Here is a 26624-nt window from a genome sequence, read left to right as displayed (position 1 = left end):
AGCTATGACCTCACGCGCCAGTTGAGGTCGGGCTTGTTGCGGAAACATTGCGACTTAATAGGTCGCGCAGTTGATTTTTCTCTTCGGCACTCAGTTCACTTTGACGTGCTTTCCTGAGAAGTTGTTCCAGGTTTCGCTCGCGTTGGCGGGCTGACAAGCTAGTAATGGTGTCGAAAAACTGTTGTTCAAGGTTATCTCCGTCAATCAGCCATTCCTTTTCCGCCAGCGCCTTGAGCAAACGTCCTTGCTCCGTACCGTGCCAGCGTGCAATCAACTGAAATGAGTTTAGCTTGGGATTCTTCTGTACGGCTTCGAGAAGGGCCACCAGTAATTGCGTGTTGGTGTGATCCTCGGCAGCAAAGTGCCCGGCATCCTCGACTTTCTCGGCCAATTGCGGGTGATGCAATAGCGTGCGCAAGGCGGCCAGGGTCGGCGGCTCTACAGCGGCCGGCACCCGTGGCGCGCGGGGTTGATCGTGATCACCACCGCGTTTGCCGTTTTTGTCCCACGGTTTTTTGTCCCATTTTTTGCCGCCGGCGCCGGGTTTCTTCGGCGTCCATTCCTGCTGCGGCACATACAACTCTTGTGCCTGCGGCTGATGGTAGTCGCTGTAATCCGGCATGGCGTCGTAATCGATGCCCGGGTCGTACGCCGGCGGCGCCTCCTGAGGTGCGCTTTGAACCAGTTGGCTCACGGCTTCACCGCTAAGCCCGGTAATTTCGGTCAGGCGCTGACGCATCAGGATGCGCAGGTTCGCCCCCGGGACTTTGTCGATCAGTGGCGCGGCGAGAGTGGCCATGTGGGCCTTGCCTTCGAGCGAGCGTGGGTCCGATTCCTCGGTCAGCTGTTGAAAAAAATAATCCGCTAATGGTTGGGCGTGCTGGTTGATCCGTGCGCGGAAGGCATCGGTGCCTTCGGAGCGAACCAGCGTGTCCGGGTCTTCGCCTTCGGGAAGGAATAGAAAGCGTGCGCGCCGCCCGTCCTGCAGGCTCGGCAGCGCTGCCTCCAATGCCCGCCAGGCGGCATTTCGACCTGCCTGATCGCCGTCGAAACAGAACAGCACGTTGGGCACGACGCGAAACAACCGCTTCAAGTGCTCTTCGCTGGTGGCGGTGCCCAAGGTCGCGACGGCATTGCGCAGGCCTTGCTGTGCGAGGGCGATGACATCCATGTAGCCTTCGACAACGATGATTTCGTCGAGGTTGCGGTTGTTCTTGCGTGCTTCATAAAGGCCGTAGAGTTCCTGGCCCTTATGGAATACCGGGGTTTCCGGTGAGTTCAGGTATTTAGGCTTGTCGTCGCCCAAAACCCGGCCGCCGAAAGCGATGATTCGTCCGCGGCTGTCACGGATCGGGAACATCACGCGATCGCGGAAGCGGTCATAGCGTTTGCCGGTTTCGGCGTTCTCGATCAGCAGGCCAGCATCGATCATGGCTTTCTGTTGCAGGGTATCGCTGCTCAAGTGCTTGAACAGGTTGTCCCAACCGGGCGGGGCAAAGCCGAGGCCGAAGTCTCGGGCGATTTCGCCGGTCAGTCCGCGACCTTTCAAGTAATCCACAGCTGCTTTTCGCGATGGATGGCTTTTCAGTGCCTGGCGGTAAAAGTCGGCGGCGGCAGTGAGTAGCGGGTAGAGCGGCGAATCGGTCGGCTGCCGCGGTTTGTGCGGCCGTCCGCTTTCTTCGCGGGGGATTTCCATGCCGGCGGCTTTGGCCAGTTCTTCGACAGCCTGGACGAAATCCAGATTGTCGTGGTCCATCATGAAGCCGAGGGCGTTGCCGCCGGCCCCGCAGCCGAAGCAGTAGTAGAACTGCTTGTCGGGGCTGACGCTGAAGGAGGGGGTTTTCTCTTTGTGAAACGGGCAGCAGGCGGTGTAATTCTTGCCAGCCTTTTTCATTTGCAGGCGCGAGCTGACCACATCGACGATGTCGGTGCGGTTCAGAAGGTCGTCAATGAAGCTCTGGGGAATTAGCCCGGCCATGGCGTTCTCGTCATCTGCGCTGCAATGGATCCGAAACGAATAGCGGCTGAGCGCGGGTCGTTGTTTGAGGCGCGCAAAATGTGCGGCTCGACCAGTGTCGTCTGCGTAATCGCTGTCGGGAAGTGTATCTGCCGAAAATCCACTGACGTTAGTACCAATCAGTATTCGACTATTTGAAAGTGTTGCGCTGAATCCGGCTGCGGCCTGTCGATGGCCTCGGATAGCTCATAAGCTGGCACGCAAGAAGGTGCCTTGGGCTGATCGTCGTGAGAGGAATCAGTGGGTGTGCTCGTCAGTAGCCTTGGAAGGCTCGTCAGAAAAGACGTGCACCGCTGGCAAAAGAGCCAGGTCTGACGCTGTGAAGCAGATTTGTCTCGGTCGCGTGTGCGGCTTTGACGGTGAAGCATCAAGCGTTGTCCGCAAATGCCATTAGCCCGGCTGAGGGCCGGGCTTGGCAGAAGCTTGCTACGAACGTCTGTGTATTAGTACAGACGAACGGCGCGGCGCTGTTCGCGCTGAACTTTCTTGGCGTGACGCTTAACAGCGGCTGCTGCTTTGCGCTTACGCTCAGAAGTAGGCTTCTCGTAGAATTCGCGGCTACGAACTTCAGCCAGTACACCGGCTTTTTCGCAGGAGCGCTTGAAACGACGCAGAGCTACGTCGAAGGGTTCGTTCTCTTTTACTTTGACGGCTGGCATCCAGAGCTACCTTCATTCATTACCGGGGTCAACATCCTCGTGGCAAAAGAGCACTTGAAGACGTCGGTTTTTAAGGGTTGCGGATGTTAACCCCTCATTGACCGGAATGCAAAGCCTCTGATCGAAAACCGCTAGTCGGGGCATCACGTGGCGACTATTATGCGCGCCTTCGAATTCAGCCTAAACAAGGCGCAAACCCATGCTAGTACTGGGATTAGAAACCTCCTGCGACGAAACCGGTGTCGCATTATATGACAGTGAACGCGGCCTGCTGGCCGACGCGCTGTTCAGTCAGATCGACCTGCACCGTGCCTATGGCGGGGTAGTGCCGGAGCTGGCTTCGCGTGACCACGTCAAGCGCATGCTGCCCTTGATTCGTCAGGTGTTGGCGGAAGCTGACTGTGTGCCGACCGAGATCGATGCCATCGCTTATACCGCGGGTCCTGGCTTGGTCGGTGCCTTGCTGGTGGGCGCCTCCTGTGCCCAGGCTCTGGCCTTCGCCTGGGGCATTCCGGCGCTGGGTGTGCACCACATGGAAGGTCACCTGCTGGCGCCCATGCTGGAGTCGCAACCACCGGAATTCCCGTTCGTCGCTTTGTTGGTGTCGGGCGGTCATACACAGCTGGTTCAGGTAGACGGGATCGGTCAATACACGCTCTTGGGTGAGACCCTCGACGATGCCGCCGGTGAAGCTTTTGACAAGACCGCGAAGATGATGGGCCTCAATTATCCGGGTGGCCCGGAAATCGCGAAACTGGCAGAAAAGGGCGTCGCAGGGCGTTTCACCTTTCCGCGTCCGATGTGCGACCGTCCAGGGCTGGCTTTCAGCTTCAGTGGCTTGAAAACCTTCGCCCTGAACACTTGGCAGCAGAGCGTCAGCGCCGGGGACGACAACGAGCAAGCCCGTTGCGACATCTCGCTGGCGTTCCAGCAGGCCGTGGTGGAGACTTTGACCATCAAGTGCAAGCGTGCCCTGAAACAGGCCGGTATGAAGCGTCTGGTGATCGCTGGCGGCGTCAGCGCCAACAAGGCACTGCGTACCTCACTGGAGAAGATGCTCGGCGACATGAAGGGCGATGTTTTTTATGCTCGTCCGGAGTTCTGCACCGACAACGGCGCGATGATTGCTTTTGCCGGCTGCCAGCGTTTGCAGGCCGGTCAGCATGAAAGCCTGGCGATCAGCGTGCAGGCGCGTTGGCCGATGGAGCAATTGTCGGCGCTGTGATGAGCGGCGCTCATGCCCGGTAATTAAAAATGCCGTTCGCGCCCGGCAAACAGGTCGCGTAGATTGCCCCGATGACGCCAGACAATCAGTCCCGTGAGAGCGCTCATGGGCAGCAGTGCCGCCGGTTCTTGCCAGGCCAGCAGCGGCAGGGTCAGCGGTGTGGCGATCAAGGCCGCCAGTGAGCTGGTGCGAGTCAGGTAGAACGTCAGCAGCCAGGCGCAGACCGCTAGCAGTGCGGCGGGCGGGTACAGCCCCAGCAGCATGCCGGCCGAGGTGGCGACCCCCTTGCCGCCGCGGAAGCGAAAGTACAACGGGAACAGGTGACCGATGACGGCACAGACGCCGATCCAGGCCTGTTCCTGAAGCGAAAGGCCCGCAACGCCGGCGATCAGTACGGGTAGCAGGCCTTTGAAGAGGTCCCCGATCAAGGTCAGGACGGCAAGTTTTTTGCCGGCCAGACGCAACATGTTGGTGGCGCCGGCATTGCCCGAGCCACTCATTCGCGGATCGGGTTTACCGGTCAGGCGGCTGAGCAAAATGGCGAAGGACAGAGAGCCGAGCAGGTAGGCGAGAGTCGCCAGTAACCAAAACATGCTAACTATTCCGGGCGAGGACGCCCTGATTCTAACGGCGCATTGCGCCCTTGTCGTGCAGCGGAGAAAAGTGCTTGGACAGAGTGTTTATCGAGGGCCTGGAAGTCGACACCGTGATTGGTGCCTACGACTGGGAGCGAGGCATCCGACAGTGCTTGCGTCTTGATCTGAGTTTCGCCTGGGATAATCGCCCGGCCGCCGCCGGTGATGACCTGACGCTGGCGCTCGATTACGCCAGTGTGTCGTCGCGTATCCAGGCTTTTGCCGAGCAGGCGAAGTTCCAGCTGGTCGAGACGTTCGCCGAGCGTCTGGCTGAAGTCCTGATGAGCGAATTCAACATCACCTGGATGCGCCTCAAGCTGACCAAGCCAGGCGCCATCCCGGCTGCCACGGGCGGTGTGGGCGTGGAGATCGAGCGCGGATGTCGCTGACTCAGGTGTATCTCGGGCTCGGTAGCAATATCGAGCGCGAATCCCATTTGCAGGCTGGCCTGGAAGCCTTGGCGGGTTTTCTGGTGGATATACGCTGCTCGGCGGTGTTCGAAAGCCAGCCGGTGGGGATCAAGAGCGGGCCATTCTTCAATTTTGTGGTGTCGGCTTTTACCGATTTGCCGCTGATGGAGCTGGATCGCCGGCTGAAATTCATCGAGGCGGACAACGGCCGTTATGCGCCGGATCGCAAGGGTTTGCCGCTGGATATCGACGTTTTGCTATTCGGCGATCTGGTGGGCAACTTCGATGGTTTGATCCTGCCGCGGGCAGAGATTCTGAAAAATGCCTTCGTGCTGTGGCCGTTGTCGCTGATTGCGCCGGATCGCGTGCATCCGGGTGTAGGCAAGAGCTTTGCGACGTTGTGGCGCGAGGCGCAGATTGATCAGGTGTTGGCGCCGGTGGCGTTCGAATGGCGCGGTGAGCCGCTGACGTCCTCAGATTTGCTGTAAAGCAAAAGATCGCAGCCTTCGGCAGCGCCTACATGGATTGATGCGCGCCCTGTAGGAGCTGCCGAAGGCTGCGATCTTTTGCTCTTGCTTAGGCTTTTTCTTTGTAGGCCTTCAATGCCTTGAATCGTTCGCGCTTGATCGCCTCACCCAGCTCCGGTCCTTTGAATCCCTTCTCCAGCAACGGCTGAACCGCCACGGTCCGAGCAGCATTCGCCGCCCCCCGCATATAATCCGCCTGTGGATAACTTCGCTGCTCCAATCCTTTGCGTCCACGCGCGTCCATCTCGCACGCCGCGATAAATTCCTCGAACCGCTGCGGCCGACGGTAAACGTCAAAACTCTGCAGCAACTCCAGCAACGTCGACGGCTTCAGCTCCAGCGCGCGATGGCCGTGGGTGTGATATTCGCCCACCAGCAGTGCCAGCTCCTGACAGTCCTTCGGCACCTTGAAGCGTTCGTTGACCGCTTTGATCAGCTTCAAGCCCTTGTGCTCATGGGCAATGTGTCGGGGCCATTCTTCCTCGGGCGTCAGTCCTTTGCCGAGGTCGTGCAGTAGGCAGGCCCAGCGTACGGTGAGTGGTTGTTCATGCTTTGCCGCTTGCTCCAGCACGCTCAGGGTGTGCACGCCCGTGTCGATTTCCGGGTGGTGGGCTTCCGGTTGCGGTACGCCGAACAGGGCATCGACTTCCGGCATCAATACCTTGAGAGCGCGACACTCGCGCAGCACTTCGATGAACACCTGTGGCTGATCTTCCATCAGGGCGCGGGAAATTTCCTTCCAACTGCGTTCGGCGGTCAAGGCTTCCAGTTCGCCTGATTCGCTGAGTTGGTGCATCAGTTCCAGTGTCTCCGGCGCGACGGTGAAACCGAGCCCCGAATAACGAGCAGCGAAGCGGGCAACACGCAGAACCCTGAGCGGATCTTCGGCGAACGCGGGGGAAACGTGACGAAGCAAGCGCGCCTCGAGATCGCGCTGGCCGTGGTAGGGATCGGTCAGGTTCTGCTGATCGTCTTCGGCCATGGCATTGATGGTCAGGTCACGGCGAATCAGGTCTTCTTCGAGGGTGACTTCGGGGCTGGCGTGAAAGGTAAAGCCGCCGTAACCGCGTCCGCTTTTGCGCTCGGTCCGGGCGAGGGCGTATTCCTCACCACTTTTCGGATGAAGAAATACCGGGAAATCCGCACCCACCGGGCGAAAGCCCTTGGCGAGCATTTCTTCAGTGGTGGCGCCAACCACAACCCAATCGATGTCGGTGACAGGCTTGCCCAGCAGGCGATCACGTACCGCGCCGCCGACTTTATAAATCTGCATAAAAAACCTCCGTTAGCCCGACAGAATAACCTTTGCGTCGAACCTCCGGAGGCGGAAACAGGATCAAAGATGGATAACAGCCAGGTCCAGTCGGCCGTAATCCCCTTCGCTGTGCTCACCTCTGGGCGGAACATGATGGGTTTTCATCACCTGGTCGCCTTGCAGGGTTTCCAGATGAATATCAAAGCCCCAGAGGCGGTGCAGGTGTTTGAGCACTTCCTCGGTGGACTCGCCCAGCGGTTTGCGGTCGTGTTGCTGGTGACGCAAGGTCAGGGAGCGGTCACCACGTCGGTCGATGCTGTAAATCTGCACGTTGGGTTCACGATTGCCGAGGTTGTACTGCGCCGCCAGGGTTTCACGGATGATGCGGTAGCCACCTTCGTCATGAATGGCCGGGACCAGCAGATCGTCCTTCTGATCGTCATCAAGAATGCTGAACAACTTCAGGTCACGGATCACCTGGGGTGACAGGTACTGCAGGATGAAGCTTTCATCCTTGAAGCTGCTCATGGCGAACTTGATGCTCGACAGCCAGTCGGTGCCGGCAATCTCGGGGAACCAGCGGTAATCCTCTTCGGTAGGGTGTTCACACATGCGGCGAATGTCCCGGTACATGGCAAAACCCAGGGTGTAGGGGTTGATGCCGTTGTAATAGGGGCTGTCGAAGCCGGGTTGATAGACCACGCTGGTGTGGGACGTCAAAAACTCCATCATGAAGCCGTCGGTCACCAGGCCTTCGTCATACAGGTCGTTCATCAGGGTGTAATGCCAGAACGTGGCCCAGCCTTCGTTCATCACCTGAGTCTGACGTTGCGGGTAGAAATACTGAGCTATCTTGCGCACGATCCGCACGATTTCCCGTTGCCATGGCTCCAGCAGCGGTGCATGTTTTTCGATGAAGTAGAGAATATTTTCCTGAGGTTCGGCGGGGAAGCGCGCGTTGTCCTTGTCGCTGTACTTGTCTGCACCTTTTGGAATGGTCCGCCACAGGTCGTTGATCTGTTTCTGCAAATGCTCTTCCCGGTCCTTTTGCCGACGACGTTCTTCTTCGGCGGAAATCGGATACGGGCGTTTGTAACGATCGACTCCATAGTTCATCAGGGCGTGGCAGGAATCCAGCAGGTCCTCGACCGCGTCGATACCGTGGCGCTCTTCGCATTGCATGATGTACTGCTTGGCGAAGACCAGGTAATCGATGATCGAACTGGCGTCAGTCCAGGTGCGGAACAGGTAGTTGCCTTTGAAAAAGCTGTTGTGCCCGTAGCACGCATGGGCGACAACCAACGCCTGCATACAGATGGTGTTTTCTTCCATCAAATAGGCGATGCACGGGTCTGAGTTGATCACGATCTCGTACGCCAGCCCCATCTGGCCGCGACTGTAGGATTTCTCTGTGCTGAGGAAGTGTTTGCCGTAGGACCAATGGTGATAACCCAGCGGCATGCCGACGGAGGCATAGGCGTCCATCATCTGCTCGGCGGTGATCACTTCGATCTGGTTAGGGTAAGTATCGAGCGCGTAGCGAGCCGCCAGACGACTGATTTCTTTGTCGTAGGCCTGGATCAGCTCGAACGTCCATTCGGAGCCGGTGGAAATGGGTTGGCGCTTCTGCTCTTTGGCGGTCATGTCACTAACCTGCGCTGGAAGAGTTCACGGAAGACCGGATAGATATCCCCGGCCGAGACCAGTTGTTGCTGGGCAAAAGTGTCAGAGAAGGCTTCGGCGATGCGTTCGTACTCGAACCACAAGGCCTGATGTTCGCGCGGGGTGATCTCAACGTAAGTGTAGTACTGCACGAACGGCATGATCTGGTTGATCAGAATGTCGCGGCAGATTGGCGAGTCGTCGTTCCAGTTATCGCCGTCGGAGGCCTGGGCGGCATAGATGTTCCACTCATTGCTCGGATAGCGTTCGGCCATGATCTCCTGCATCAGTTTCAAGGCGCTGGAAACGATGGTGCCGCCGGTTTCGCGAGAATAGAAAAACTCCTCTTCATCCACTTCCCTGGCACTGGTGTGGTGGCGGATGAACACGACGTCGATCTTGTCGTAGTTACGCTTGAGAAACAGGTACAGCAGGATAAAGAAACGCTTGGCGATGTCCTTGGTCGCTTGGGTCATGGAGCCGGACACGTCCATCAGGCAGAACATCACCGCTTTGGAACTGGGGTTGGGTTGCTTGATGAGCAGGTTGTACTTGAGGTCGAAGGTATCGAGGAACGGTACGCGATGAATGCGCGCACTGAGTTTTTCGATTTCTGCTTCGACTTCCTGAATATCGCCGAAGTTGTCTGGCTCATCACGCTTGAGTCGCAGCAGTTCTTCTTTGGCTTCGCGCAATTTTGCCCGGCTGCTGCCAGACAGGGCGATTCGCCGTGCATGGGCCGATCGCAAGGTGCGGATGATGTTGATCCGCGACGGATTGCCCTCGTTACTTATCCCTGCACGAACGGTCTTGAAGGTGTCGGTGCCGGTCAGGTTGCGCTTGACCAGGTTCGGTAGCTCAAGGTCCTCGAACATGAATTCGAGGAATTCCTCCTGGGTGATCTGGAAGACGAATTCGTCCATCCCTTCGCCCGAGTTGCCAGCCTTGCCGGGGCCTCTGCCACCGCCACCTCCGGGCGGGCGGGCAATGTGCTCGCCGCTGGTGAACTCCTTGTTGCCCGGGTGCACGACGGTCTGCTTGCCACCGCGACCGTGGTGAAGCACCGGCTCGTCAATGTCGCGGCCGGGGATGCTGATCTGTTCGCCGTGTTCCATATCGGTAATGGAGCGCCGGCTGACCGCCTCTTCGACAGCCTTTTTGATGTGATCACGGTAACGCCGCAGAAACCGCTGACGGTTCACCGTGCTCTTGTTCTTGCCATTGAGACGTCGGTCGATCACATAGCTCATGACTGCTCCTTAGAAGCTGTCCTGAAAGGGGCGAGCGGTTATGCAGCATCGACGGTGCCAAGGGATGTTCACGCTCCCCCAAGCGCTTTTGGACGCTGCCTGAACCTCGCTACCGACTTTCGAACACCTTCCAGAGGTCTGTGTAACAGAAAATGCGTACACAGGCCTCTGGCTGACGACAACCGGTCTGACCGGCAGCGGGTTATTGTGATTTTCTGACCCGCAGGTACCACTCGGACAGCAGTCGTACCTGTTTGTCGGTGTAGCCCCGCTCGACCATCCGTGTGACGAAGTCGTTGTGCTTCTGCTGGTCCTCTTTGCTGGCCTTGGCGTTGAAGCTGATGACTGGCAGGAGGTCCTCGGTGTTGGAGAACATTTTTTTCTCGATGACCACCCGCAGTTTTTCGTAGCTGAGCCAGGTCGGGTTCTTGCCGTTGTTGTTGGCCCGGGCGCGCAGCACGAAGTTGACGATTTCGTTGCGGAAATCCTTCGGATTGCTGATGCCAGCCGGTTTTTCGATTTTCTCCAATTCTTCGTTCAGCGCTACGCGGTTGAGGATCTCGCCGGTTTCCGGGTCGCGGTATTCCTGGTCCTGGATCCAGAAGTCGGCGTACAGCACATAGCGATCGAAGATGTTCTGGCCGTACTCGCTGTAAGACTCGAGGTAGGCGGTCTGGATTTCCTTGCCGATGAACTCGATATAGCGCGGTGCCAGGTACTCCTTGAGGAAGCGCAGATAGCGTTCACGGGTCTCGGCCTGGAATTGTTCCTGTTCGATCTGTTGTTCCAGCACGTAGAGCAGATGCACCGGGTTGGCGGCGATTTCGTGCGGATCGAAGTTGAACACTTTCGACAGGATCTTGAACGCGAAGCGGGTCGACAAGCCGTTCATGCCTTCGTCGACACCTGCGTTGTCGCGGTATTCCTGGATCGACTTGGCCTTCGGATCGGTATCCTTGAGGTTTTCGCCGTCATACACGCGCATTTTGGAGTAGATGTTGGAGTTTTCCGGCTCTTTTAGTCGCGAAAGTACGGTGAACTGGGCAAGCATCTTCAGGGTGTCAGGCGCGCAGTGAGCCTTGGCCAGGGAGCTGTTGAACAAGAGCTTGTCGTAGATCTTCACTTCGTCGCTGACCCGCAGGCAGTACGGCACTTTGACGATGTAGATCCGGTCGATGAAGGCTTCGTTGTTCTTGTTGTTGCGGAAGGTGTGCCATTCCGATTCGTTGGAGTGGGCCAGCAGGATCCCGGTAAACGGAATTGCCCCCAGACCTTCGGTACTGTTGTAGTTGCCCTCCTGAGTGGCGGTCAGCAGTGGGTGCAGCACCTTGATAGGCGCCTTGAACATTTCGACGAACTCCATCAGGCCCTGGTTGGCCCGGCACAGTGCGCCCGAGTAGCTGTAGGCGTCGGCGTCGTTCTGCGGGTATTCCTCGAGTTTGCGGATATCGACCTTGCCCACCAGTGCCGAGATGTCCTGGTTGTTTTCATCTCCCGGCTCGGTTTTGGCCACGGCGATCTGGTTTAGGATCGACGGATAGAGCTTCACCACGCGGAACTGGCTGATGTCGCCGCCGAACTCGGCCAGGCGCTTGGTGGCCCATGGCGACATGATGGTGTTGAGGTAGCGCCGTGGAATGCCGAAGTCTTCCTCGAGGATCGCGCCATCTTCAGTGGCGTTGAACAGACCCAGAGGTGATTCGAATACCGGCGAGCCCTTGATCGCGTAGAAGGGCACTTTCTCGATCAGCTGTTTCAGCTTCTCGGCCAGGGATGATTTACCGCCACCCACAGGGCCGAGCAAATAGAGAATCTGTTTCTTCTCTTCCAGGCCCTGAGCGGCATGGCGGAAATACGACACGATCTGGTCAATGCATTCTTCCATCCCGTGGAAGTCTTCAAAGGCCGGATAGCGGCGGATTACCTTGTTGGAAAAGATTCGCGACAGCCTCGAGTTGGCCGAGGTGTCGAGGAGCTCCGGTTCACCGATGGCTAGTAACAGACGCTCGGCGGCGGAGGCGTAGGCGCTGCGGTCGCTTTTGCACAGCTCAAGATACTCTTGCAGCGAGAGTTCTTCCTGGCGTGTGGACTCGAAGCGTTGTTGGAAGTGGCTAAAGATACTCATGACGTCACCTCGCTCGATACGTGGAGCCGACGCCGGATCATTCAGTCGATGCTGGCAGCGACCGAATATGCAGTCGCTGTTTACCCCCCAGAACTCCTTCGGAGCTACTACCCCGAAAGCTACTCCCGATGACCCGCGCGCCGGTGTACCGGCTCTCCCCTGTTTTGGATGGCCTGCGCTTAAGGATAGTTGGGAATTCGGGAGGTAAAGGCGAGATACGTAATTAGTTGTGGCAGACCGTTCGTCTGCCACCGCGCGAGCCCGCGGGGGCCGGGGCTTGCGCGTTACAAAAAAATTATTCGGAAGTGCCTTGCGCCGTTTCCGAAGGATAAGTCGTACGCCACAGCTCAAAACCGCCATCCATGCTGTAGACGTCGGAGAAGCCCTGACTAATGAGGTACGCAGCGGCGCTCTGACTGGAATTGCCGTGGTAGCAGACGACTACGGTCGGTGCGTCGAGGTCGGCAGCGCGGATGAAATCCGAGATGGAGTGGTTATCCAGATGCTTCGAGCCGGCAATGTGCAGTGCGGCAAAGGTCGCTGGGTCGCGAACATCGACCACCACCGCGCCTTGTTCGCGCAGGGCCTGGGCCTGTTCTGGGGGGATACGTTTGAATTCGCTCATGGCGGGCTCCTGTGGCTCGGCTGAAAGCGCAGTCTAGCGCGGGGCGCTGGCTGACGATGGTTCGGGGATCAGTGCGGCGACTGGCGGCAGGGCAAGGCCATGCTCGTCGCATTTGCAAGACAGGCGTTCACCGCTGTCGACATTCATGAGGGTCAGTGCGCCACCCCAGACACAACCGGTGTCGAGGGCCGAAATGCCCGGCTCATTGCATCGGCCTTCCAGAGCGGCCCAGTGGCCGAAGATGATCTTCAGGCCCTTGGTCTTGCGCTCTTTGTGCTGAAACCAGGGTTTGTAGCCCGGTGGCGCATTGTCGAGGCCTTCCTTGCTTTTGAGGTCAAGCTTACCCTCGGCGGTACAAAACCGCATGCGGGTGAAATAGTTGGTGATCACCCGCAGGCGTGTCACGCCTTTGAGGTCGTTGTCCCATTTCGCCGGATCGTTGCCGTACATGCCATCGAGGTAGGGCGGCAACAAGTTGTCATCGCGCAATGCAGTCTCGACTTCGGCGGCATACTTCAAGGCCTTGCGCAGTGACCACTGGGGCGGAATGCCAGCATGTACCAGGGCGACATCACGCTGTTCGTCGTAATGCATGAGCTTTTGCTGACGCAGCCACTCCAGCAGTTCCGCGCAATCGGGCGCTGCGAGAATCTCGAGCAGGGTGTCGGACTTCTTCAAGCGTTCGATGTTTTTCCCGGCAGCCAGCAAGTGCAGGTCGTGGTTGCCGAGCACGCACACCAGCGATTCGCGGATGCTATAGAGGAAGCGCAAGGTGTCCAGGGACTGCGGGCCACGGTTGACCAGATCGCCTACCAGCCACAGACGATCCCGTGTCGGGTCAAAGGCGACCTGCTTGAGCAGGCATTGCAATGCTTGAAGGCAGCCTTGCAGATCGCCGACGGCGTACGTTGCCATCAGTGCAGGGCTCCGGGCACCGCCAGGCGGAATGGGGCGATGATGGCGTCGAAGTGTTTGCCGTCGTCGGCAACCATTTCATAAGTGCCCTGCATCGTGCCGACCTTGGAGGTCATGACGGTGCCGCTGCTGTAGGTGTGGCTTTCGCCCACCTCGATCAACGGTTGCTGGCCAACAACGCCGGCTCCGCGAACCTCTTCGACATGCCCGTCACCGTCGGTGATCACCCAGTGCCGCGACAACAGTTTGGCCGGTAGCTCGCCATTGTTGTGCACGGTGATGGTATAGGCGAAGGCAAAGCGGTTTTGCTCGGGTTGCGATTGTTCTGCCAGATAGCGGGTGACGACGCTGACGTCGACCTGGTAACGAGGATCGGACATGCAAGAGGCCTTAAACGAAGCGGAACGCGGGGCGTAGCTGATGGAGATCAGTCTAGGCCAAGTATCGGGTAGTAAACCAGACATGAAGGCTGGTGTCCTACCCGATAACGCTCATAGCCTGTCAGTCGGCGTCGGGCGTCTGTAGGACTTGTTCGCTGAGCTTGTCGGCCAGGCGCACGAAGGCGGCCAGATCGAGCTGTTCGGGGCGCAGGCTGCCATCAACACCGGCGGCTTCGATTTCAGCGTTGCTCAGCAGCAGCTTGAGGGTGTTGCGCAGGGTCTTGCGGCGCTGGTTAAAGGCTTCGCGCACGACACGCTCCAACAGCTTGTGATCCTTGGCCGGGTGCGGCAGCACCGCGTGAGGCACCAGGCGCACGATGGCCGAATCGACTTTGGGCGGCGGATTGAACGCGCCCGGGCCAACGTTGAACAGATGTTCAACCCGGCAGTGATACTGAACCATGATCGACAAGCGACCCCAGTCACCACCACCAGGGCCTGCTGCCATGCGCTCGACCACTTCCTTTTGCAGCATGAAATGCATGTCGCGAATCAGGCTGGCGTTATGCAGGAGGTGAAAAATCAGCGGCGTAGAGATGTTGTACGGCAGGTTGCCGACCACCCGAAGGCTGTTCGGCGCGGCGTTCAGGCTGGTGAAGTCGAACTTCAGCGCGTCGCCCTGATGCAGGTTGAAATTGCTCTTGCCGGCGAACTGCTGGTTGAGGATCGGGATCAGATCCTTGTCCAGTTCCACCACGTCCAGCTGGGCGCCGCTGTTAAGCAGGCCTTGAGTCAGCGCACCCTGGCCAGGGCCGATTTCCAGCAGACGGTCTTCGGGCTTGGCGTGGATAGCGCGCAGGATGCGGTCGATAACGCCGGCATCGTGCAGGAAGTTCTGGCCGAAGCGCTTGCGCGCACGGTGTTGGTAATGCTCGGTCATAAACGGGTCTCGGCCATCTGGTAGGCGGTTTCCAGGGCGACTTGCAGGCTGCCGGTATCGATTTTGCCGCTGCCGGCCAGGTCCAGGGCAGTGCCGTGGTCGACCGATGTGCGGATGATCGGCAAGCCGAGGGTCACGTTGACTGCCGCACCGAAGCCTTTGTACTTCAGCACAGGCAGGCCCTGGTCGTGGTACATCGCCAGCACTGCATCGCAGTGCTCCAGATACTTGGGGGTAAACAGAGTGTCGGCGGGCAGGGGGCCACGAAGGTCCATTCCTTCGCCGCGCAGGCGCTCTAATGTAGGTTCGATAATGTCGATTTCTTCATGGCCCAGGTGTCCGCCTTCGCCGGCATGGGGGTTGAGCCCACACACGAGGATGCGTGGCTGGGCAATGCCGAATTTTTCTTGTAGATCGGCGTGCAGAATTCGCGAGACCCGTTCCAGACGCTCCGGCGTGATCGCATCGGCAATCTCACGAAGAGGCAGGTGAGTGGTGACCAGCGCCACGCGCAATCCGCGAGTGGCGAGCATCATCACCACTTGTGCGGTATGGGTCAGGTCGGCGAGAAATTCTGTGTGCCCGGAAAAGGCGATCCCGGATTCATTGATCACGCCCTTGTGTACAGGGGCTGTGATCATGCCGGCAAAATGCCCGTCCAGGCAGCCTTGGCCAGCTCGAGTCAGGGTTTCGAGAACAAAAGCCGCGTTGGCCTTGTCCAGTTGCCCGGCAGTGACCTTGGCGTTGAGCGGTGTATCCCAGACATACAGGCTGTTGGCTGGCGCGGGTACATCCGGCCAGCTGTCCGGGTTTACCGGCAGCAAATCGACAACCACACCCAGCTGCACGGCCCGCTCAAGGAGCAGGTCGCGGCTGGTAATGGCAATCAGGGGATGTGGCTGGGCTTGCGAGGCGAGCAGCAGGCACAGGTCGGGACCTATGCCGGCCGGTTCGCCGGGTGTCAGCGCGAAACGTTTGGGTTTCACTGCGCTGCCTGGTCTGCACCAGGGAGTTTGATCTCTACGTACGCTTCGTCACGGATCTGACGCAGCCAGGTTTGCAGCTCTTCGTCATATTTGCGGTTACGCAATACGGTCATTGCTTGCTGCTCGCGGGCCTGGGTGGTGCTGTCAGTGGCACGACGGCCAAGGACTTCCAGAACGTGCCAGCCATATTGGGTCTGGAACGGCTTGGACAGCTGACCTTGTTGGGTCTTGGCCATCACTTCGCGGAATTCAGGCACCAATGCATTTGGGTCGATCCAGTTCAGGTCACCACCGTTGAGGGCGGAACCCGGATCTTCCGAGAAGCTTTTCGCCAGTTCACCGAAATCTTCGCCCGCTTCGATTCGGGTGTAGAGGGACTCAGCGAGGGCTTTGGTTTTTGCTTCGTCGCGGATCGGACTCGGTTTGACCAGGATATGACGCACGTGCACTTCATCGCGTGTCTGGGTCTCGCCGCCACGCTTGTCGAGGATCTTCAGGATGATGAAGCCGCCCGGTGTGCGCATTGGCTGGGTAATGTCGCCGACAGCCATGGTGCTCAGCATGCGATCGAACGGAGGTGGCAGTTGACCGGCTTTACGCCAGCCCATGTCGCCACCTTCCAGTGCGGTTTCACTGGCGGATTTGGCGATTGCCAACTGACCGAAGTCAGCGCCTTGCTTGAGCTGCTGGTAAACCGCGTCTGCCTGTTTGGCTGCATTCTGAATCGCGTCGGAGTTGGCACTTTCCGGCGTAGGAATCAGGATGTTGGCCAGGCGGAATTCTTCGGACAGCTGCATTTTGCCAAGGTCGGAAGCGAGGAAGTTCTTCACTTCCTGCTCGGAAACCTGGATGCGTTCGGCCACACGACGCTGACGCACACGGCTGATGACCATCTCGCGGCGAATCTGGTCACGGGCGTCGTCGTAAGACAGACCGTCGCGAGTCAGGGCGGTGCGGAATTGTTCAATCGACATGTTATTGCGCTGGGCAATGGTGCCGACAGCCTGGTTCAGCTCTTCATCGGTAATGCGGATGCCGGAGCGTTCGCCGATCTGCAGTTGCAGGTTTTCGACGATCAGACGTTCGAGCACCTGCTGATCCAGCACGCCGGCCGGCGGTGCGGCTGCACCGCGTTTGGCGATGGTTTGCTGAACTTCATGAACCCGTTGGTCCAGTTGGCTCTGCATGACCACGTCGTTGTCAACAATGGCCACCACTTTATCGATGGACTGCACCGCGGCGTTCGCCGCGGTACCCAGGAACAGCGCGCCCAGCATCAGCGGGCGCAGACAATCAGAAAGCTTGGTCTTCACGTTCACGATAACCTTGGATGCCTTTGTCGAGGAAGCTCTCTACTTTGGCGCCGGTGAGGCCGCCGAGTCCCTTCAGAACAATTTGTAGGAAGATGCCGTGGTCGCCTTTTTCGTTTTCCGGGGCGTTCTGACTGAACTCGTCATAGCTGACCCAGTAACGGTTGATCAGGCGCAGTTTCCAGCAGCAGTTGTCGTACTCGAAACCACCGAAAGCTTCCAGGGTACGGTTACGGTTGTAGTCATACTGCCAGCGGCTGATGGCGTTCCATTGCGGCACGATCGGCCAGATCACCGAGAAATCGTGCTGCTGAATCTTGTAGTAGTCCTTCACGTAGCCAGGTTGGCCTGGGGTGCCGTAGTCACCACCGCCCACTTGCCACTTACCGGTGTTCTGGTCGTAACGGACCTGGTCATTGCGATAGCGATAGCCGGCGTTGATGACCTTGTTCGGGTTGTCTTCAGGCTGGTAGTGGAACATCGCGCTGCCGGAGCGAGGGCTGCGGCTGTCCGGGTCCCAGTTGTAATCGGCCGTGGTGCGCCAATCGCGGTTCCAGCGATATTCGTATTCCAGCGCATACGGTGAAACGTTGGCATGCGCGTCGTCGCGGGTTTTTGCATCGATACCCGGCAACTGGACTTCGCGGTCCTTGAAGTACAAGGCCTGGCCGACGCTGATGCGTTGACGTTCGAAGCCATTGTCTTCGATCCAGCGGTTGGTTACGCCCAGAGACAGTTTGTTCTCGTCGCCGACGCGGTCGGTGCCGGAGAAGCGGTTGTCACGGAATAGCGACGCGTAGTTGAAGGTGTATTCGCTGGTGTCGAATACCGGAATGTCTTCCTGATCCGTTTCAGGGACGTACAGGTAGAACAGGCGCGGTTCGAGGGTCTGGCGATAGTTCTTGCCGAACCATTGGGTGTTGCGATCGAAGTACAGGCCGCTGTCGATGCTTGCAATCGGCACGCCACGGTTCTGGCTGCTGCTGAAGGTACCGTTGAGCTTTTGCTGCTCCGCGGTTTGCGCGTCAATCTGGCTTTTGCCGGTACCGTCCAGATCCAGTTGGTACTGGGTGTACTGGTACTTGAGCGATGGCTTCACGAAGCCATAAGTCCAGTCCAACGGCAGGCTGACACCCGGTTTGAGATTCAAACGGTCGCCGTTGGCACGTGCCAGTCCTGTAACGTTGTTATCAAGACGCGGTTCGACGGTGCCATCTTCGTTTACGAAGTTACCGTCCTTCAAATCACGGTCAAACCGTACGACTTCTGTCTCGTAGTCGAAATTCAGGCCACCAGGGTGAGTCGGCAGCTGACCATTGAAAGTGATCTGCGGCAAGCGGTCATACGGCGTGATGTCCGAAACCGTCGCAAGCTGATAAGCCTGTGCATTCAAGCGAGCGGTGTAGCTGTCGCCACGATAGGTGACAGAACCCTGCTGGTTCACGAAGTCAGAGCTTTTTACCCCGATCTGATCGGTTTCCAGATCCTGGAAGTAATACGGATCGCTGATCTTGGTGTAATCGACTTGTGTCAGAACGCGCGAGTCGAGACCGCCCTTGTGCTGCCAGTTATACATGTAGCGGTTTTTTTGGTAATCGGTCTGACCACTGCGATCGGTGTCTTCGTCGTTGAGGTACGCGGCGCCGAACTGACCTTCGCTGGACGGGGTCAGGTAACGGAATTCGCCTTCCATCAACAACCCGTGCTTGCTCATGTAGCGCGGGTACAACGTGGCATCGTAGTTCGGTGCCAGGTTGAAGTAATACGGTGTGACCAGCATGAAGCCGGTATCGGTGCCGGTGCCGATGGTCGGCGGCAGGAAGCCGGACTGGCGACGGTCGTCGATCGGGAAATAGATGTATGGCGTGTACAGGACCGGAATGTCCTTGACCCGCAGCGTCACGTTGGTCGCGGTACCGAAACCGGTGGCCGGGTTCAAGGTGATGTTGTTGCCCTTGAGCTGCCAGGCGTTACTGTCCGGTTCGCACGTGGTGTACGTACCATCCTTGAGGCGGATGATCGCGTTCTCGGCACGTTTGGCGTACAGCGCATTACCGCGGATACGGGATTTGTGCATCACGTATTCGGCGTTGTCGACCTTGGCTTCACCAGTGTCGAGCTGCACGTCGGCGTGGTCGCCCACGATCAGTGCGCCGTTGTCGCGAACACGGACGTTGCCGCTCAGTTCGCCACGGCTCTCGGCCTGGTAGAGGTTCGCTTCGTCGGCTTCGACCTGCATGCTGCCCTGACGCATGACCACGTCACCCGCCAGGGTCGCGACCTGCTCATCCTGCTTATAGCGAGAGGCTTTGGCGCCGAGAAAGGTCGGAGCGTCACTTTTATTCGTCTTGTCATTCATGCCAGGACGAATCGGTTCGATATAGGAACCAGCGCAGTAAGGACCGGTTTCGGCCAATTGCGCTGCAGTGAGCTTCTCGCGCGGAACCCAATCGAGGTGACTGTAGTCTTCGCTACGCGACTTCAGGCCGCGGCCCTTGGAATCGGTCACGAGCACAGGCTTGGCGCCGGTGTCTTGACTTAAACCGCTGTCAGCCGGAGTCTCGCCGCTCGTGCTTACCGCCGCGCTGCCGTCATGGACGGGGCGAGGTGGCAGCGCAGCTGCTGGAGATTTTGGCGCACAGTTCCAGGCACCCGAAGCAGAGACTGAGCAGTCATACTGTTCCGCGGCAACCACGAACGAAGTGGCTAGAGGTTGCAGGGCCAGCAGACTGCCGGTAACCAACAACGGAAATTTTTTACGAAACGCGGGGGATTTCAATGCCATCTTATTAGTCCGGGCTTCCTGCGTGCCATCTGCCCGCGGTGTGGGCCGCACGCCTCTCGATGGTCTGAAAAAGATGCTGGATAATAAAGCATGACCCGCTTGACGGCTAGCGCCGTCGGAGACCCTTGCAATGCCTGACCAAGATGTACGTTTGCAACACCTGAAAGTTTGGCTCGATGAGCAATTGGCTGTCCTCTTTGCAGAACAGGGTTGGGGTGCCGTACCCCCGGCCACGTTGACCGCGGCCAGTAGCGATGCGAGTTTTCGACGTTATTTCCGCTGGGAAGGCGAGGGCAGAAGCTTCGTCGTGATGGACGCGCCACCGCCCCAGGAAAACTGTAAACCCTTCGTGGATATCGCTTTTTTGCTGGCGAAATCCGGAATAAATGTTCCGAAAATTTATGCCGAAGACCTCGAACGTGGTTTTCTTTTGCTCAATGACCTGGGCAACAAGACTTACCTGGACGTGATCGACAGCGAAAATGCCGACGATTTGTTCAAGGATGCCCTGCAAGCGCTGCTGGCTTTTCAGCAGTTGCCGATGGTTGCACCGTTGCCAAGTTATGACGTGGCGCTGCTGCGACGCGAGCTGGAATTGTTCCCTGAGTGGTACGTGAAGCGCGAGTTGGGCATCGAGTTCGACTCGGCGCAGAAAATGCTCTGGCAGAACGTGACTGAGCTATTGATCGACAGCGCACTGGCCCAGCCTAAAGTGCTGGTGCACCGCGATTACATGCCGCGCAACCTGATGCTCAGCGAGCCAAATCCCGGCGTGCTGGATTTCCAGGACGCAGTCTATGGTCCCGTGACCTACGACGTGACCTGCCTGTTCAAGGATGCGTTCCTCAGCTGGCCCGAGGAGCGTGTACGCGGCTGGCTGGAAGCTTACTGGCAGCAAGCGGGCGATCTCGGGATCCCGGTTCAGCCCGACTTCGAGGATTTCCTGCGTGCCAGTGACCTGATGGGCGTGCAGCGGCACCTGAAAGTGATCGGCATCTTTGCCCGCATCTGCCACCGCGACGGCAAGCCGCGCTATCTCGGCGATGTACCGCGCTTCTTTGCTTATATAGACGCCGTCATCGCCCGCCGTCCTGAACTGGCCGAGCTGGATGTGTTGCTGATGAGTCTGCGTGCTGGAGCGAATGCATGAAGGCAATGATTCTGGCGGCAGGCAAAGGCGAGCGCATGCGCCCGCTGACCCTGACCACGCCGAAACCGCTGGTTCGCGCTGGCGGTATACCGTTGATCGAGTATCACTTGAAAGCCTTGGCGGTGGCGGGGTTTACCGAGGTGGTGATCAACCATGCCTGGCTCGGCCAGCTGATCGAAAACTACCTGGGTGATGGCTCGCAATACGGCGTACGTATTCAGTACTCGCCGGAAGGTGAGCCACTGGAAACCGGAGGCGGGATTTTCCGCGCGCTGCCGTTGCTGGGTGACGAGGCCTTTATGGTGGTCAACGGTGACATCTGGACCGACTACGACTTCAGCGTGTTGCACCAACCCATCACCGGGCTGGCGCATTTGGTGTTGGCGGACAACCCTGCCCATCATCCGACCGGCGATTTCAGCCTGATCGACGGGCAAGTACGCGACGGTCAACCGGACACTGCAACCCTGACCTACAGCGGCATCGCGGTCCTGCACCCGCAGCTGTTCGACGGTTGCTCCGCCGGCGCCTTCAAGCTTGCACCGCTGCTGCGCAAGGCTATGGCCGATGGGCACGTCACCGGCGAGCACTTGAATGGACATTGGGTGGATGTTGGCACTCACGAACGTCTGGCTGAAGTCGAAACCCTGTTAGAAGCGAGACGCTGACATGCTGTGGCCAGCGACTCTGATTGGAGCCGGAGCGGGCTTTTACATCGCCAGCATTCCGGGGGCCATGCTGGGCGCCTTGTTGGGGCAGGTGCTGGATCGGCACTTGCACATACAGAGCTGGGCGCATTTGCGAGAAAAGCTCGGTGGCCGCTCGGTGCTGCGCAATGATGAACTGCTGTTTGTGTTGTTGGGGCGGCTGGCCAAGTGCGATGGACGGGTGGTGGAAGGCCACATCCAGCAGGCCCGTCAGGAAATGCGTTCGCTGGATATGACCGAGTCGGCCCAGCGTCGGGCCATTGCCGCGTTCAATCGCGGCAAGTCGGGAGATGACCGGTTGCGCGGTTATTTGCGCCGCTTGAGCGCTCAGCCCCATGCGGCCGAAGGCGTCTTGCGCGCCTGTTGGCGGATGATCTGGGCGGATGGCCGCGCCGGCAGTGCTGAACGAGAGCTGATCAGGCAGTGGGGTAAATGGCTGGGCTGGACGTCACGACAGGTGCAGGCGCTGTCGGCCGATTACGAGCAGCACAAGTTTGCACAGGCCAGCAGCGCGCTGACCTATCAAGACGCTCTGCGGCTTTTGGGCGTTTCGGCGACTACCGAGCCGGCGCAGATCAAGCGTGCTTATCGACGCCTGCTGAGTCGCCATCACCCGGACAAGATCGCCGGCAGCGGTGCGACGGCGCTGCAGGTGCGCGAAGCCACTGACAAGACTCGCGAACTGCATAGCGCCTACACATTGATTCGCGAGCGGCGGGATTTTCGGTAGTGGCCCCGGAAGATCAAAAGATCGCAGCCTGCGGCAGCTCCTACAGGTGTACGTATAACCCGGTGTAGGAGCTGCCGCAGGCTGCGATCTTTTGCTTTTGCTTTTGCTTAATTCGCGTTCTGTGGATTCAACCAGCCCCGCACCCGACGGAAAAGCTGCTCTTGCTCAGCCTTGGAATTACCCGGCAAAGCCTTGAGCGAAACCTGACTGAACCCCGAAGTCTTCAAACGTTTGCTGGCTTGCAAGCGTTCCAGCGCCAGGTTGCGATCCAGCGGCTTGTCCATATAGAAGATGTCTGCGGTGGGCAGCTTCAGGGTCGGTGTCAGTTCGACCAGCTCTGGTTTGGCTTTCGCCGGCATCTGAGCGGCGACCATCACAAACTTCTCCACTTGCGGGGGCTGCTTCTCGCTCAGGTAGCGCGCGGCCCAGTAAGCGCCAGTGCCATGCCCCAGCACGACAATGCGGCGAGCGCTTTGCTGTTCGGCGTAGGCAATGGCGGCGTCGATGCGGGCAAAAATTCGTTCGGCATCGGCTTTGGCCTGTTCCTCGGTGAATTCGGTGATCGCTTTGTCCGCCACCTCCGCTTCGCCGCCCGCCGCTTGTTCGATGGGCGCGGCGGTGGTCGAGTCTTTGCTGCCGGTGTCAGGGGCTTTTGGTGTGGGTGCCACTTCTACAATACGCGGCGCAATGGCATCGCTTTGCAGGTCCGGCAAGGTGATACTCAGGCTGCTCCATTCGGCGTCCGGCAATTTACGTCGCAATGGACCGATTGCTTGCGGCCAGTCAACGGTTTCGCCGGCGCCCGGGATGATAATCACCGCGCCTTTGGGGTCGGCGGTGTTGGCCGGTTTCCACAAGGCCAGAAACGTGTCGCTGCCCGCTTGCAGTTGCTGCTGTTCCTGAGCCGGGATCTGTCGCTCAAGTGCGCTCGCTTCTTCCTGACTACGCTCACGCAGCGGCTGGCGCTCGACCGGTTTTTCTTCGGCGGGTGTTCCCGTAGTGGCAGGCGCCGGGTCGGCGGCCTCGACGGAAAAGGCACAAGGCAGGATCAGCGACAGGCACAATGCTGGCAGTGCCAGGCGGTAGACAGGGGGCATCGGATATTCCAGGCCAGAAGTTATTCCGGCAGCCTAATGGGTTGGTCAGTATTTGTCAGTGTGTGAGACTTCGATGATGCGTTTTCGCTGCCTGTGGGTTATCGGCTGTTTGTGGTTTCCCTTGATGGGCTGGGCGGCTCCCACGCCACCGGTGCACGTCGCGCAATTGTCCGCGGGCCAGCAGCAATGGCTGGCGCAACATGGCGAATTGCGAGTGGGGCTGGTGTTGCAAGTGCCCTACGCCCAATACGATCGCCGCTTGCAGCGTTTGTCCGGGGTCAATGTCGAACTGATGAAGTGGCTGGCCAAGGCGCTCAAAGTCGAGCTGAGCTGGCGCAACTTTCCCGACCTGGCGCAACTGGAAGCCGCCGCGCGCGAGGGTGAAATCGACATCGCTCCAGGGCTGACCCAAACCCCCGGTGGCCTGCGGCTCTGGCAGTTTTCCGACCCGTATATGCGGGTGCCGCAACTGGTGGTCAGCGACCAGAAAAGCACCGGCGTGGTAGAGCTGGAAAAACTCGACAGCCAGACCCGCGTCGCCGTGCGCATGCCCGGCGCCAACGCCGATTACCTGCGCAGCAATTACCCGCACCTGAACCTTCAAGGCGTACCGATCGAGCGCCAGGCACTGCAACTGTTGCTGAGTCAGCAGGCCAGTTACGCCGTGGTCGACGAAGCGCAGCTGGGGCGTTTGTCCGCCGAACCTGAGTTCGCCGGGCTGGTGGTGGTCGGTGATATCGGCTTGCCGCAACTGTTGCGGGTGGCCACGCGCCGGGATTGGCCAGAACTGGCCGGCATCGTCGAAAGCGCGCTGCGGGCGATCCCGGCCAAGGACCTGGAGCAACTGCACAACCAATGGCTCCAACCCAAATACCCGAGGCTGACCGAGTCTCCGGGGTTCTGGCAAAACCTCTGCCTGCTGTTGGCGGTGTTGATGCTGAGCAGCATGGCCATCGTGTTCTGGCAGCGTCGGCAGCAGCACAGTCTTGAGCATCGTTTGCGGGCAGCGCGCGAAGACATTGCCCTGCGTGCCGCCAGCGAAGAAGCCTTGCGCCTCACCCAGTTTTCCATCGACCAGAGCACTGTCGGCATCCTTTGGGTCAACTGGGACAGCCATGTGCGCTACGCCAATCGCGCGGCCGAAACCATGCTGGGTTATCCGGCGGGCGGGATCATTGATCGGCCGCTGATCGACTTCGACCCCGGCTTGCATATGGACCGCTGGCTGAACCTGTGGAAACGCGCCCGGGCCAGCGAGGAAGGCCCGCAAAGTTTCGAAACCAACTGCGTACGGGCGGATGGCAGCAATTTGCCGGTGGATGTTTCGCTGAGCTTTTTGCGATTTCGCGACAGCGAATACCTGGTGGTCTACCTCAATGACGTCACCGAGCGCCGCCGTGCATTGGCTGCGTTGCAGGAAAGCGAGGCGCGTCTGCAAGGGATCGCCGCCAACGTTCCAGGACTGGTCTTTCGTCTGGAGCGGGCACCGGTGACGGGGCAGATCGACTTTGCCTACATCAGTGAAGGCAGCGAGAGCCTGGTGGGTTACTCACCGGCCACCCTGGCCCATCGCGACAAAGGTCTGCGCAGCCTGGTGCACCCGGACGACAAGGTCAGTTATCACCAAACCCAGGACCATGCGCTGGATACCGACAGTGACTGGTTGTGGCAGGGACGGATTCTCACCCGTTCGGGCGAACAGCGCTGGGCCGAAATCAAGGCCATCACCCGCCGACTCGAAGACGGCGCCTATGTCTGGGACGGGATCGTCTGGGACATCAGCGAGAGCAAGCGCATCGAACTGGAACTGGCCAGCTCTCGCGAGCAGTTGCGTGAGTTGTCCGCGCACCTGGAGAGCGTGCGGGAAGAGGAAAAGGCCCGCATCGCCCGGGAAGTTCACGACGAGCTGGGTCAGATGCTCACCGTGCTGAAGCTGGAAACATCCATGTGTGAACTGGCCTACGCCCAGCTCGATCCCGGTCTGAATGAACGCTTGAACAGCATGAAGCGCTTGATCGCTCAGCTGTTCCAACTGGTTCGCGATGTAGCCACGGCGCTGCGGCCGCCGATTCTCGACGCCGGGATTGCCTCGGCCATCGAGTGGCAGGCCCGCCGATTCGAGGCGCGCACGCAGATTCCGTGTCTGGTGCAGGTGCCGGAGAATCTGCCGGTGCTCAGTGATGCCAAGGCGATTGGCCTGTTCCGGATCCTTCAGGAAGCGCTGACCAATGTCATGCGCCATGCCCAGGCGCATACTGTCGAACTGACATTGGCGCTGGAAGGCGACGAGTTGTGTCTGACCGTCAGCGATGATGGCGTAGGATTTGTCCCTGCCACCGGTAGGTCAACCTCCTTCGGGGTGGTCGGCATGCGCGAGCGAGTGTTGATCATGGGCGGGCAATTGTCGCTTGAGAGTGAACCGGGTGAAGGCACGACCCTGAGCGTGCGAGTGCCGCTGGATGAGGAGAAGTAAGTGATCCGTGTACTGGTAGCCGAAGACCACACCATCGTCCGCGAAGGCATCAAGCAATTGATCGGCCTGGCCAAGGATTTGCTGGTGGTGGGGGAGGCGAGCAATGGCGAGCAGTTGCTCGAGACCTTGCGTCATGTTCCCTGCGAAGTGGTCTTGCTGGACATCTCCATGCCCGGGGTTAACGGGCTGGAGGCGATTCCGCGGATTCGCGCGCTGAACAATCCGCCGGCGATTCTGGTGTTGTCGATGCACGACGAAGCACAAATGGCCGCGCGCGCGTTGAAGGTCGGCGCCGCCGGTTATGCGACCAAGGATAGCGATCCGGCGCTGCTGCTGACGGCGATCCGCAAGGTCGCGGCGGGCGGGCGTTACATCGACCCGGACCTGGCCGACCGTATGGTCTTCGAAGTCGGCCTGACCGATTCGCGACCGTTGCACTCGTTGCTGTCCGAGCGCGAGTTCTCGGTGTTCGAACGTCTGGCCCAAGGCGCCAACGTCAACGACATCGCCCAGCAACTGGCCTTGAGCAGTAAAACCATCAGCACCCACAAGGCGCGGCTGATGCAGAAACTCAACATCACCTCCCTGGCGGAACTGGTGAAGTACGCCATGGAGCACAAACTGCTCTGATGCTGCACGCGATCCCGTGTAGGAGTTGCCGAAGGCTGCGATCTTTTGATCGTGATCTTCAGTGAAAGTGAGGGCGCCAAAAGATCGCAGCCTTCGGCAGCTCCTACATGACCGCGTCCGCGTATCCATTT

23 protein-coding genes are annotated in these 26624 nt (G+C 59.0%); 8 read left to right on the top strand and 15 right to left on the bottom strand.

Translation table 11 applies throughout. From position 1 onward, the window contains the following. Positions 1 to 10 precede the first annotated feature (10 nt). Positions 11 to 1978 (bottom strand): DNA primase, encoded by a 1968-nt coding sequence (gene dnaG / locus ACA059_RS28955; protein WP_497631846.1) that lies wholly within the window; start codon positions 1976 to 1978, stop codon positions 11 to 13. A gap of 482 nt (positions 1979 to 2460) precedes the next feature. Beyond that, a complete protein-coding gene (gene rpsU / locus ACA059_RS28950; RefSeq protein ID WP_002551877.1) occupies positions 2461 to 2676 on the bottom strand; it encodes a 30S ribosomal protein S21 in 216 nt (71 codons plus the stop codon). Between the two features lie 199 nt (positions 2677 to 2875). On the opposite strand from rpsU, the gene tsaD reads away from it, so the two are divergent. Beyond that, positions 2876 to 3901 carry a tRNA (adenosine(37)-N6)-threonylcarbamoyltransferase complex transferase subunit TsaD gene (gene tsaD, locus ACA059_RS28945; RefSeq protein WP_497631845.1) on the top strand — a complete coding sequence of 342 codons (1026 nt, stop codon included), beginning with the start codon at positions 2876 to 2878 and terminating at the stop codon, positions 3899 to 3901. A gap of 23 nt (positions 3902 to 3924) precedes the next feature. Here tsaD and plsY read toward each other — a convergent pair whose 3' ends face one another. Beyond that, positions 3925 to 4494 (bottom strand): glycerol-3-phosphate 1-O-acyltransferase PlsY, encoded by a 570-nt coding sequence (plsY, locus tag ACA059_RS28940; protein WP_095127212.1) that lies wholly within the window; start codon positions 4492 to 4494, stop codon positions 3925 to 3927. 74 nt (positions 4495 to 4568) lie between these two features. Here plsY and folB point away from each other — a divergent pair, with 74 nt between their 5' ends. Both folB and folK read left to right on the top strand, forming a co-directional pair. Further along, the gene (folB, locus tag ACA059_RS28935; RefSeq protein ID WP_497631844.1) at positions 4569 to 4925 is read left to right on the top strand and encodes a dihydroneopterin aldolase; all 357 of its coding nucleotides are present in this window, start codon (positions 4569 to 4571) and stop codon (positions 4923 to 4925) included. Beyond that, positions 4916 to 5434: a 2-amino-4-hydroxy-6-hydroxymethyldihydropteridine diphosphokinase gene (gene folK, locus ACA059_RS28930; protein WP_497631843.1), complete on the top strand. Its 519-nt coding sequence runs from the start codon at positions 4916 to 4918 to the stop codon at positions 5432 to 5434. The genes folB and folK overlap by 10 nt, the downstream gene beginning before the upstream one ends. An 88-nt stretch (positions 5435 to 5522) precedes the next feature. On the opposite strand, the gene ACA059_RS28925 is transcribed toward folK, so the two are convergent. The 11 genes from ACA059_RS28925 to ACA059_RS28875 all read right to left on the bottom strand — a co-directional run bounded on the left by ACA059_RS28925 (position 5523) and on the right by ACA059_RS28875 (position 19706). Further along, positions 5523 to 6746, bottom strand: a complete 1224-nt coding sequence (locus tag ACA059_RS28925; RefSeq protein ID WP_497631842.1) for a multifunctional CCA addition/repair protein — start codon at positions 6744 to 6746, stop codon at positions 5523 to 5525. A gap of 63 nt (positions 6747 to 6809) precedes the next feature. Continuing rightward, positions 6810 to 8372 (bottom strand): SpoVR family protein, encoded by a 1563-nt coding sequence (locus ACA059_RS28920; RefSeq protein WP_046045370.1) that lies wholly within the window; start codon positions 8370 to 8372, stop codon positions 6810 to 6812. Next, positions 8369 to 9640: a YeaH/YhbH family protein gene (locus ACA059_RS28915; protein ID WP_033056219.1), complete on the bottom strand. Its 1272-nt coding sequence runs from the start codon at positions 9638 to 9640 to the stop codon at positions 8369 to 8371. The genes ACA059_RS28920 and ACA059_RS28915 overlap by 4 nt, the downstream gene beginning before the upstream one ends. Before the next feature lie 202 nt (positions 9641 to 9842). Next, a complete protein-coding gene (locus tag ACA059_RS28910) occupies positions 9843 to 11765 on the bottom strand; it encodes a PrkA family serine protein kinase (RefSeq protein ID WP_008147199.1) in 1923 nt (640 codons plus the stop codon). A gap of 295 nt (positions 11766 to 12060) precedes the next feature. Next, positions 12061 to 12390, bottom strand: a complete 330-nt coding sequence (gene glpE, locus ACA059_RS28905) for a thiosulfate sulfurtransferase GlpE (RefSeq protein WP_008147200.1) — start codon at positions 12388 to 12390, stop codon at positions 12061 to 12063. A gap of 33 nt (positions 12391 to 12423) precedes the next feature. Beyond that, on the bottom strand, positions 12424 to 13305 hold the full coding sequence (locus ACA059_RS28900) for a symmetrical bis(5'-nucleosyl)-tetraphosphatase (protein ID WP_497631841.1): 882 nt from the start codon (positions 13303 to 13305) through the stop codon (positions 12424 to 12426). Then, positions 13305 to 13685, bottom strand: a complete 381-nt coding sequence (gene apaG, locus ACA059_RS28895; RefSeq protein ID WP_008147202.1) for a Co2+/Mg2+ efflux facilitator ApaG/CorD — start codon at positions 13683 to 13685, stop codon at positions 13305 to 13307. The genes ACA059_RS28900 and apaG overlap by 1 nt, the downstream gene beginning before the upstream one ends. 121 nt (positions 13686 to 13806) lie before the next feature. Then, the gene (rsmA, locus tag ACA059_RS28890; protein ID WP_497631840.1) at positions 13807 to 14625 is read right to left on the bottom strand and encodes a 16S rRNA (adenine(1518)-N(6)/adenine(1519)-N(6))-dimethyltransferase RsmA; all 819 of its coding nucleotides are present in this window, start codon (positions 14623 to 14625) and stop codon (positions 13807 to 13809) included. Next, on the bottom strand, positions 14622 to 15611 hold the full coding sequence (gene pdxA / locus ACA059_RS28885; RefSeq protein ID WP_497631839.1) for a 4-hydroxythreonine-4-phosphate dehydrogenase PdxA: 990 nt from the start codon (positions 15609 to 15611) through the stop codon (positions 14622 to 14624). Before pdxA ends, rsmA begins: the two co-directional genes overlap by 4 nt. Then, positions 15608 to 16924 (bottom strand): peptidylprolyl isomerase SurA, encoded by a 1317-nt coding sequence (surA, locus tag ACA059_RS28880; protein ID WP_497631838.1) that lies wholly within the window; start codon positions 16922 to 16924, stop codon positions 15608 to 15610. The genes pdxA and surA overlap by 4 nt, the downstream gene beginning before the upstream one ends. Beyond that, positions 16905 to 19706, bottom strand: coding sequence for an LPS-assembly protein LptD (locus tag ACA059_RS28875; protein ID WP_497631837.1), 2802 nt, complete (start codon positions 19704 to 19706; stop codon positions 16905 to 16907). Before ACA059_RS28875 ends, surA begins: the two co-directional genes overlap by 20 nt. A gap of 130 nt (positions 19707 to 19836) precedes the next feature. Here ACA059_RS28875 and ACA059_RS28870 point away from each other — a divergent pair, with 130 nt between their 5' ends. The 3 genes from ACA059_RS28870 to ACA059_RS28860 are packed head-to-tail and all read left to right on the top strand — an operon-like array spanning position 19837 to position 22293. After that, entirely contained in the window at positions 19837 to 20856 is a 1020-nt protein-coding gene (locus ACA059_RS28870) for an aminoglycoside phosphotransferase family protein (RefSeq protein ID WP_497631836.1), read from the top strand. Continuing rightward, complete coding sequence (gene murU / locus ACA059_RS28865; protein ID WP_046045378.1) at positions 20853 to 21524, top strand: N-acetylmuramate alpha-1-phosphate uridylyltransferase MurU; 672 nt, start codon at positions 20853 to 20855, stop codon at positions 21522 to 21524. Before ACA059_RS28870 ends, murU begins: the two co-directional genes overlap by 4 nt. A gap of 1 nt (position 21525) precedes the next feature. Further along, entirely contained in the window at positions 21526 to 22293 is a 768-nt protein-coding gene (locus ACA059_RS28860) for a TerB family tellurite resistance protein (protein WP_497631835.1), read from the top strand. 107 nt (positions 22294 to 22400) lie between these two features. On the opposite strand, the gene ACA059_RS28855 is transcribed toward ACA059_RS28860, so the two are convergent. After that, complete coding sequence (locus tag ACA059_RS28855) at positions 22401 to 23390, bottom strand: alpha/beta hydrolase family protein (RefSeq protein ID WP_497631834.1); 990 nt, start codon at positions 23388 to 23390, stop codon at positions 22401 to 22403. Between the two features lie 73 nt (positions 23391 to 23463). Between ACA059_RS28855 and ACA059_RS28850 the strand changes: the two genes are divergently transcribed. Continuing rightward, positions 23464 to 25863 (top strand): PAS domain-containing sensor histidine kinase, encoded by a 2400-nt coding sequence (locus ACA059_RS28850; RefSeq protein WP_497631833.1) that lies wholly within the window; start codon positions 23464 to 23466, stop codon positions 25861 to 25863. After that, on the top strand, positions 25864 to 26493 hold the full coding sequence (locus tag ACA059_RS28845; RefSeq protein WP_003210977.1) for a response regulator: 630 nt from the start codon (positions 25864 to 25866) through the stop codon (positions 26491 to 26493). Positions 26494 to 26624 lie beyond the last annotated feature (131 nt).

Source organism: Pseudomonas sp. LBUM1647, assembly GCF_059716175.1.
Note: the sequence above shows the minus strand (reverse complement) of the source record. Positions and strands in the feature narration are given on the sequence as shown.

Coding starts and splice junctions, on each gene's coding strand:
- dnaG (WP_497631846.1), bottom strand. CDS start 1,978: ATGGCCGGGCTAATTCCCCAGAGCTTCATTGACGACCTTCTGAACCGC.
- rpsU (WP_002551877.1), bottom strand. CDS start 2,676: ATGCCAGCCGTCAAAGTAAAAGAGAACGAACCCTTCGACGTAGCTCTG.
- tsaD (WP_497631845.1), top strand. CDS start 2,876: ATGCTAGTACTGGGATTAGAAACCTCCTGCGACGAAACCGGTGTCGCA.
- plsY (WP_095127212.1), bottom strand. CDS start 4,494: ATGTTTTGGTTACTGGCGACTCTCGCCTACCTGCTCGGCTCTCTGTCC.
- folK (WP_497631843.1), top strand. CDS start 4,916: ATGTCGCTGACTCAGGTGTATCTCGGGCTCGGTAGCAATATCGAGCGC.
- ACA059_RS28925 (WP_497631842.1), bottom strand. CDS start 6,746: ATGCAGATTTATAAAGTCGGCGGCGCGGTACGTGATCGCCTGCTGGGC.
- ACA059_RS28920 (WP_046045370.1), bottom strand. CDS start 8,372: ATGACCGCCAAAGAGCAGAAGCGCCAACCCATTTCCACCGGCTCCGAA.
- ACA059_RS28915 (WP_033056219.1), bottom strand. CDS start 9,640: ATGAGCTATGTGATCGACCGACGTCTCAATGGCAAGAACAAGAGCACG.
- ACA059_RS28910 (WP_008147199.1), bottom strand. CDS start 11,765: ATGAGTATCTTTAGCCACTTCCAACAACGCTTCGAGTCCACACGCCAG.
- glpE (WP_008147200.1), bottom strand. CDS start 12,390: ATGAGCGAATTCAAACGTATCCCCCCAGAACAGGCCCAGGCCCTGCGC.
- ACA059_RS28900 (WP_497631841.1), bottom strand. CDS start 13,305: ATGGCAACGTACGCCGTCGGCGATCTGCAAGGCTGCCTTCAAGCATTG.
- apaG (WP_008147202.1), bottom strand. CDS start 13,685: ATGTCCGATCCTCGTTACCAGGTCGACGTCAGCGTCGTCACCCGCTAT.
- rsmA (WP_497631840.1), bottom strand. CDS start 14,625: ATGACCGAGCATTACCAACACCGTGCGCGCAAGCGCTTCGGCCAGAAC.
- ACA059_RS28875 (WP_497631837.1), bottom strand. CDS start 19,706: ATGGCATTGAAATCCCCCGCGTTTCGTAAAAAATTTCCGTTGTTGGTT.
- ACA059_RS28870 (WP_497631836.1), top strand. CDS start 19,837: ATGCCTGACCAAGATGTACGTTTGCAACACCTGAAAGTTTGGCTCGAT.
- murU (WP_046045378.1), top strand. CDS start 20,853: ATGAAGGCAATGATTCTGGCGGCAGGCAAAGGCGAGCGCATGCGCCCG.
- ACA059_RS28860 (WP_497631835.1), top strand. CDS start 21,526: ATGCTGTGGCCAGCGACTCTGATTGGAGCCGGAGCGGGCTTTTACATC.
- ACA059_RS28855 (WP_497631834.1), bottom strand. CDS start 23,390: ATGCCCCCTGTCTACCGCCTGGCACTGCCAGCATTGTGCCTGTCGCTG.
- ACA059_RS28850 (WP_497631833.1), top strand. CDS start 23,464: ATGATGCGTTTTCGCTGCCTGTGGGTTATCGGCTGTTTGTGGTTTCCC.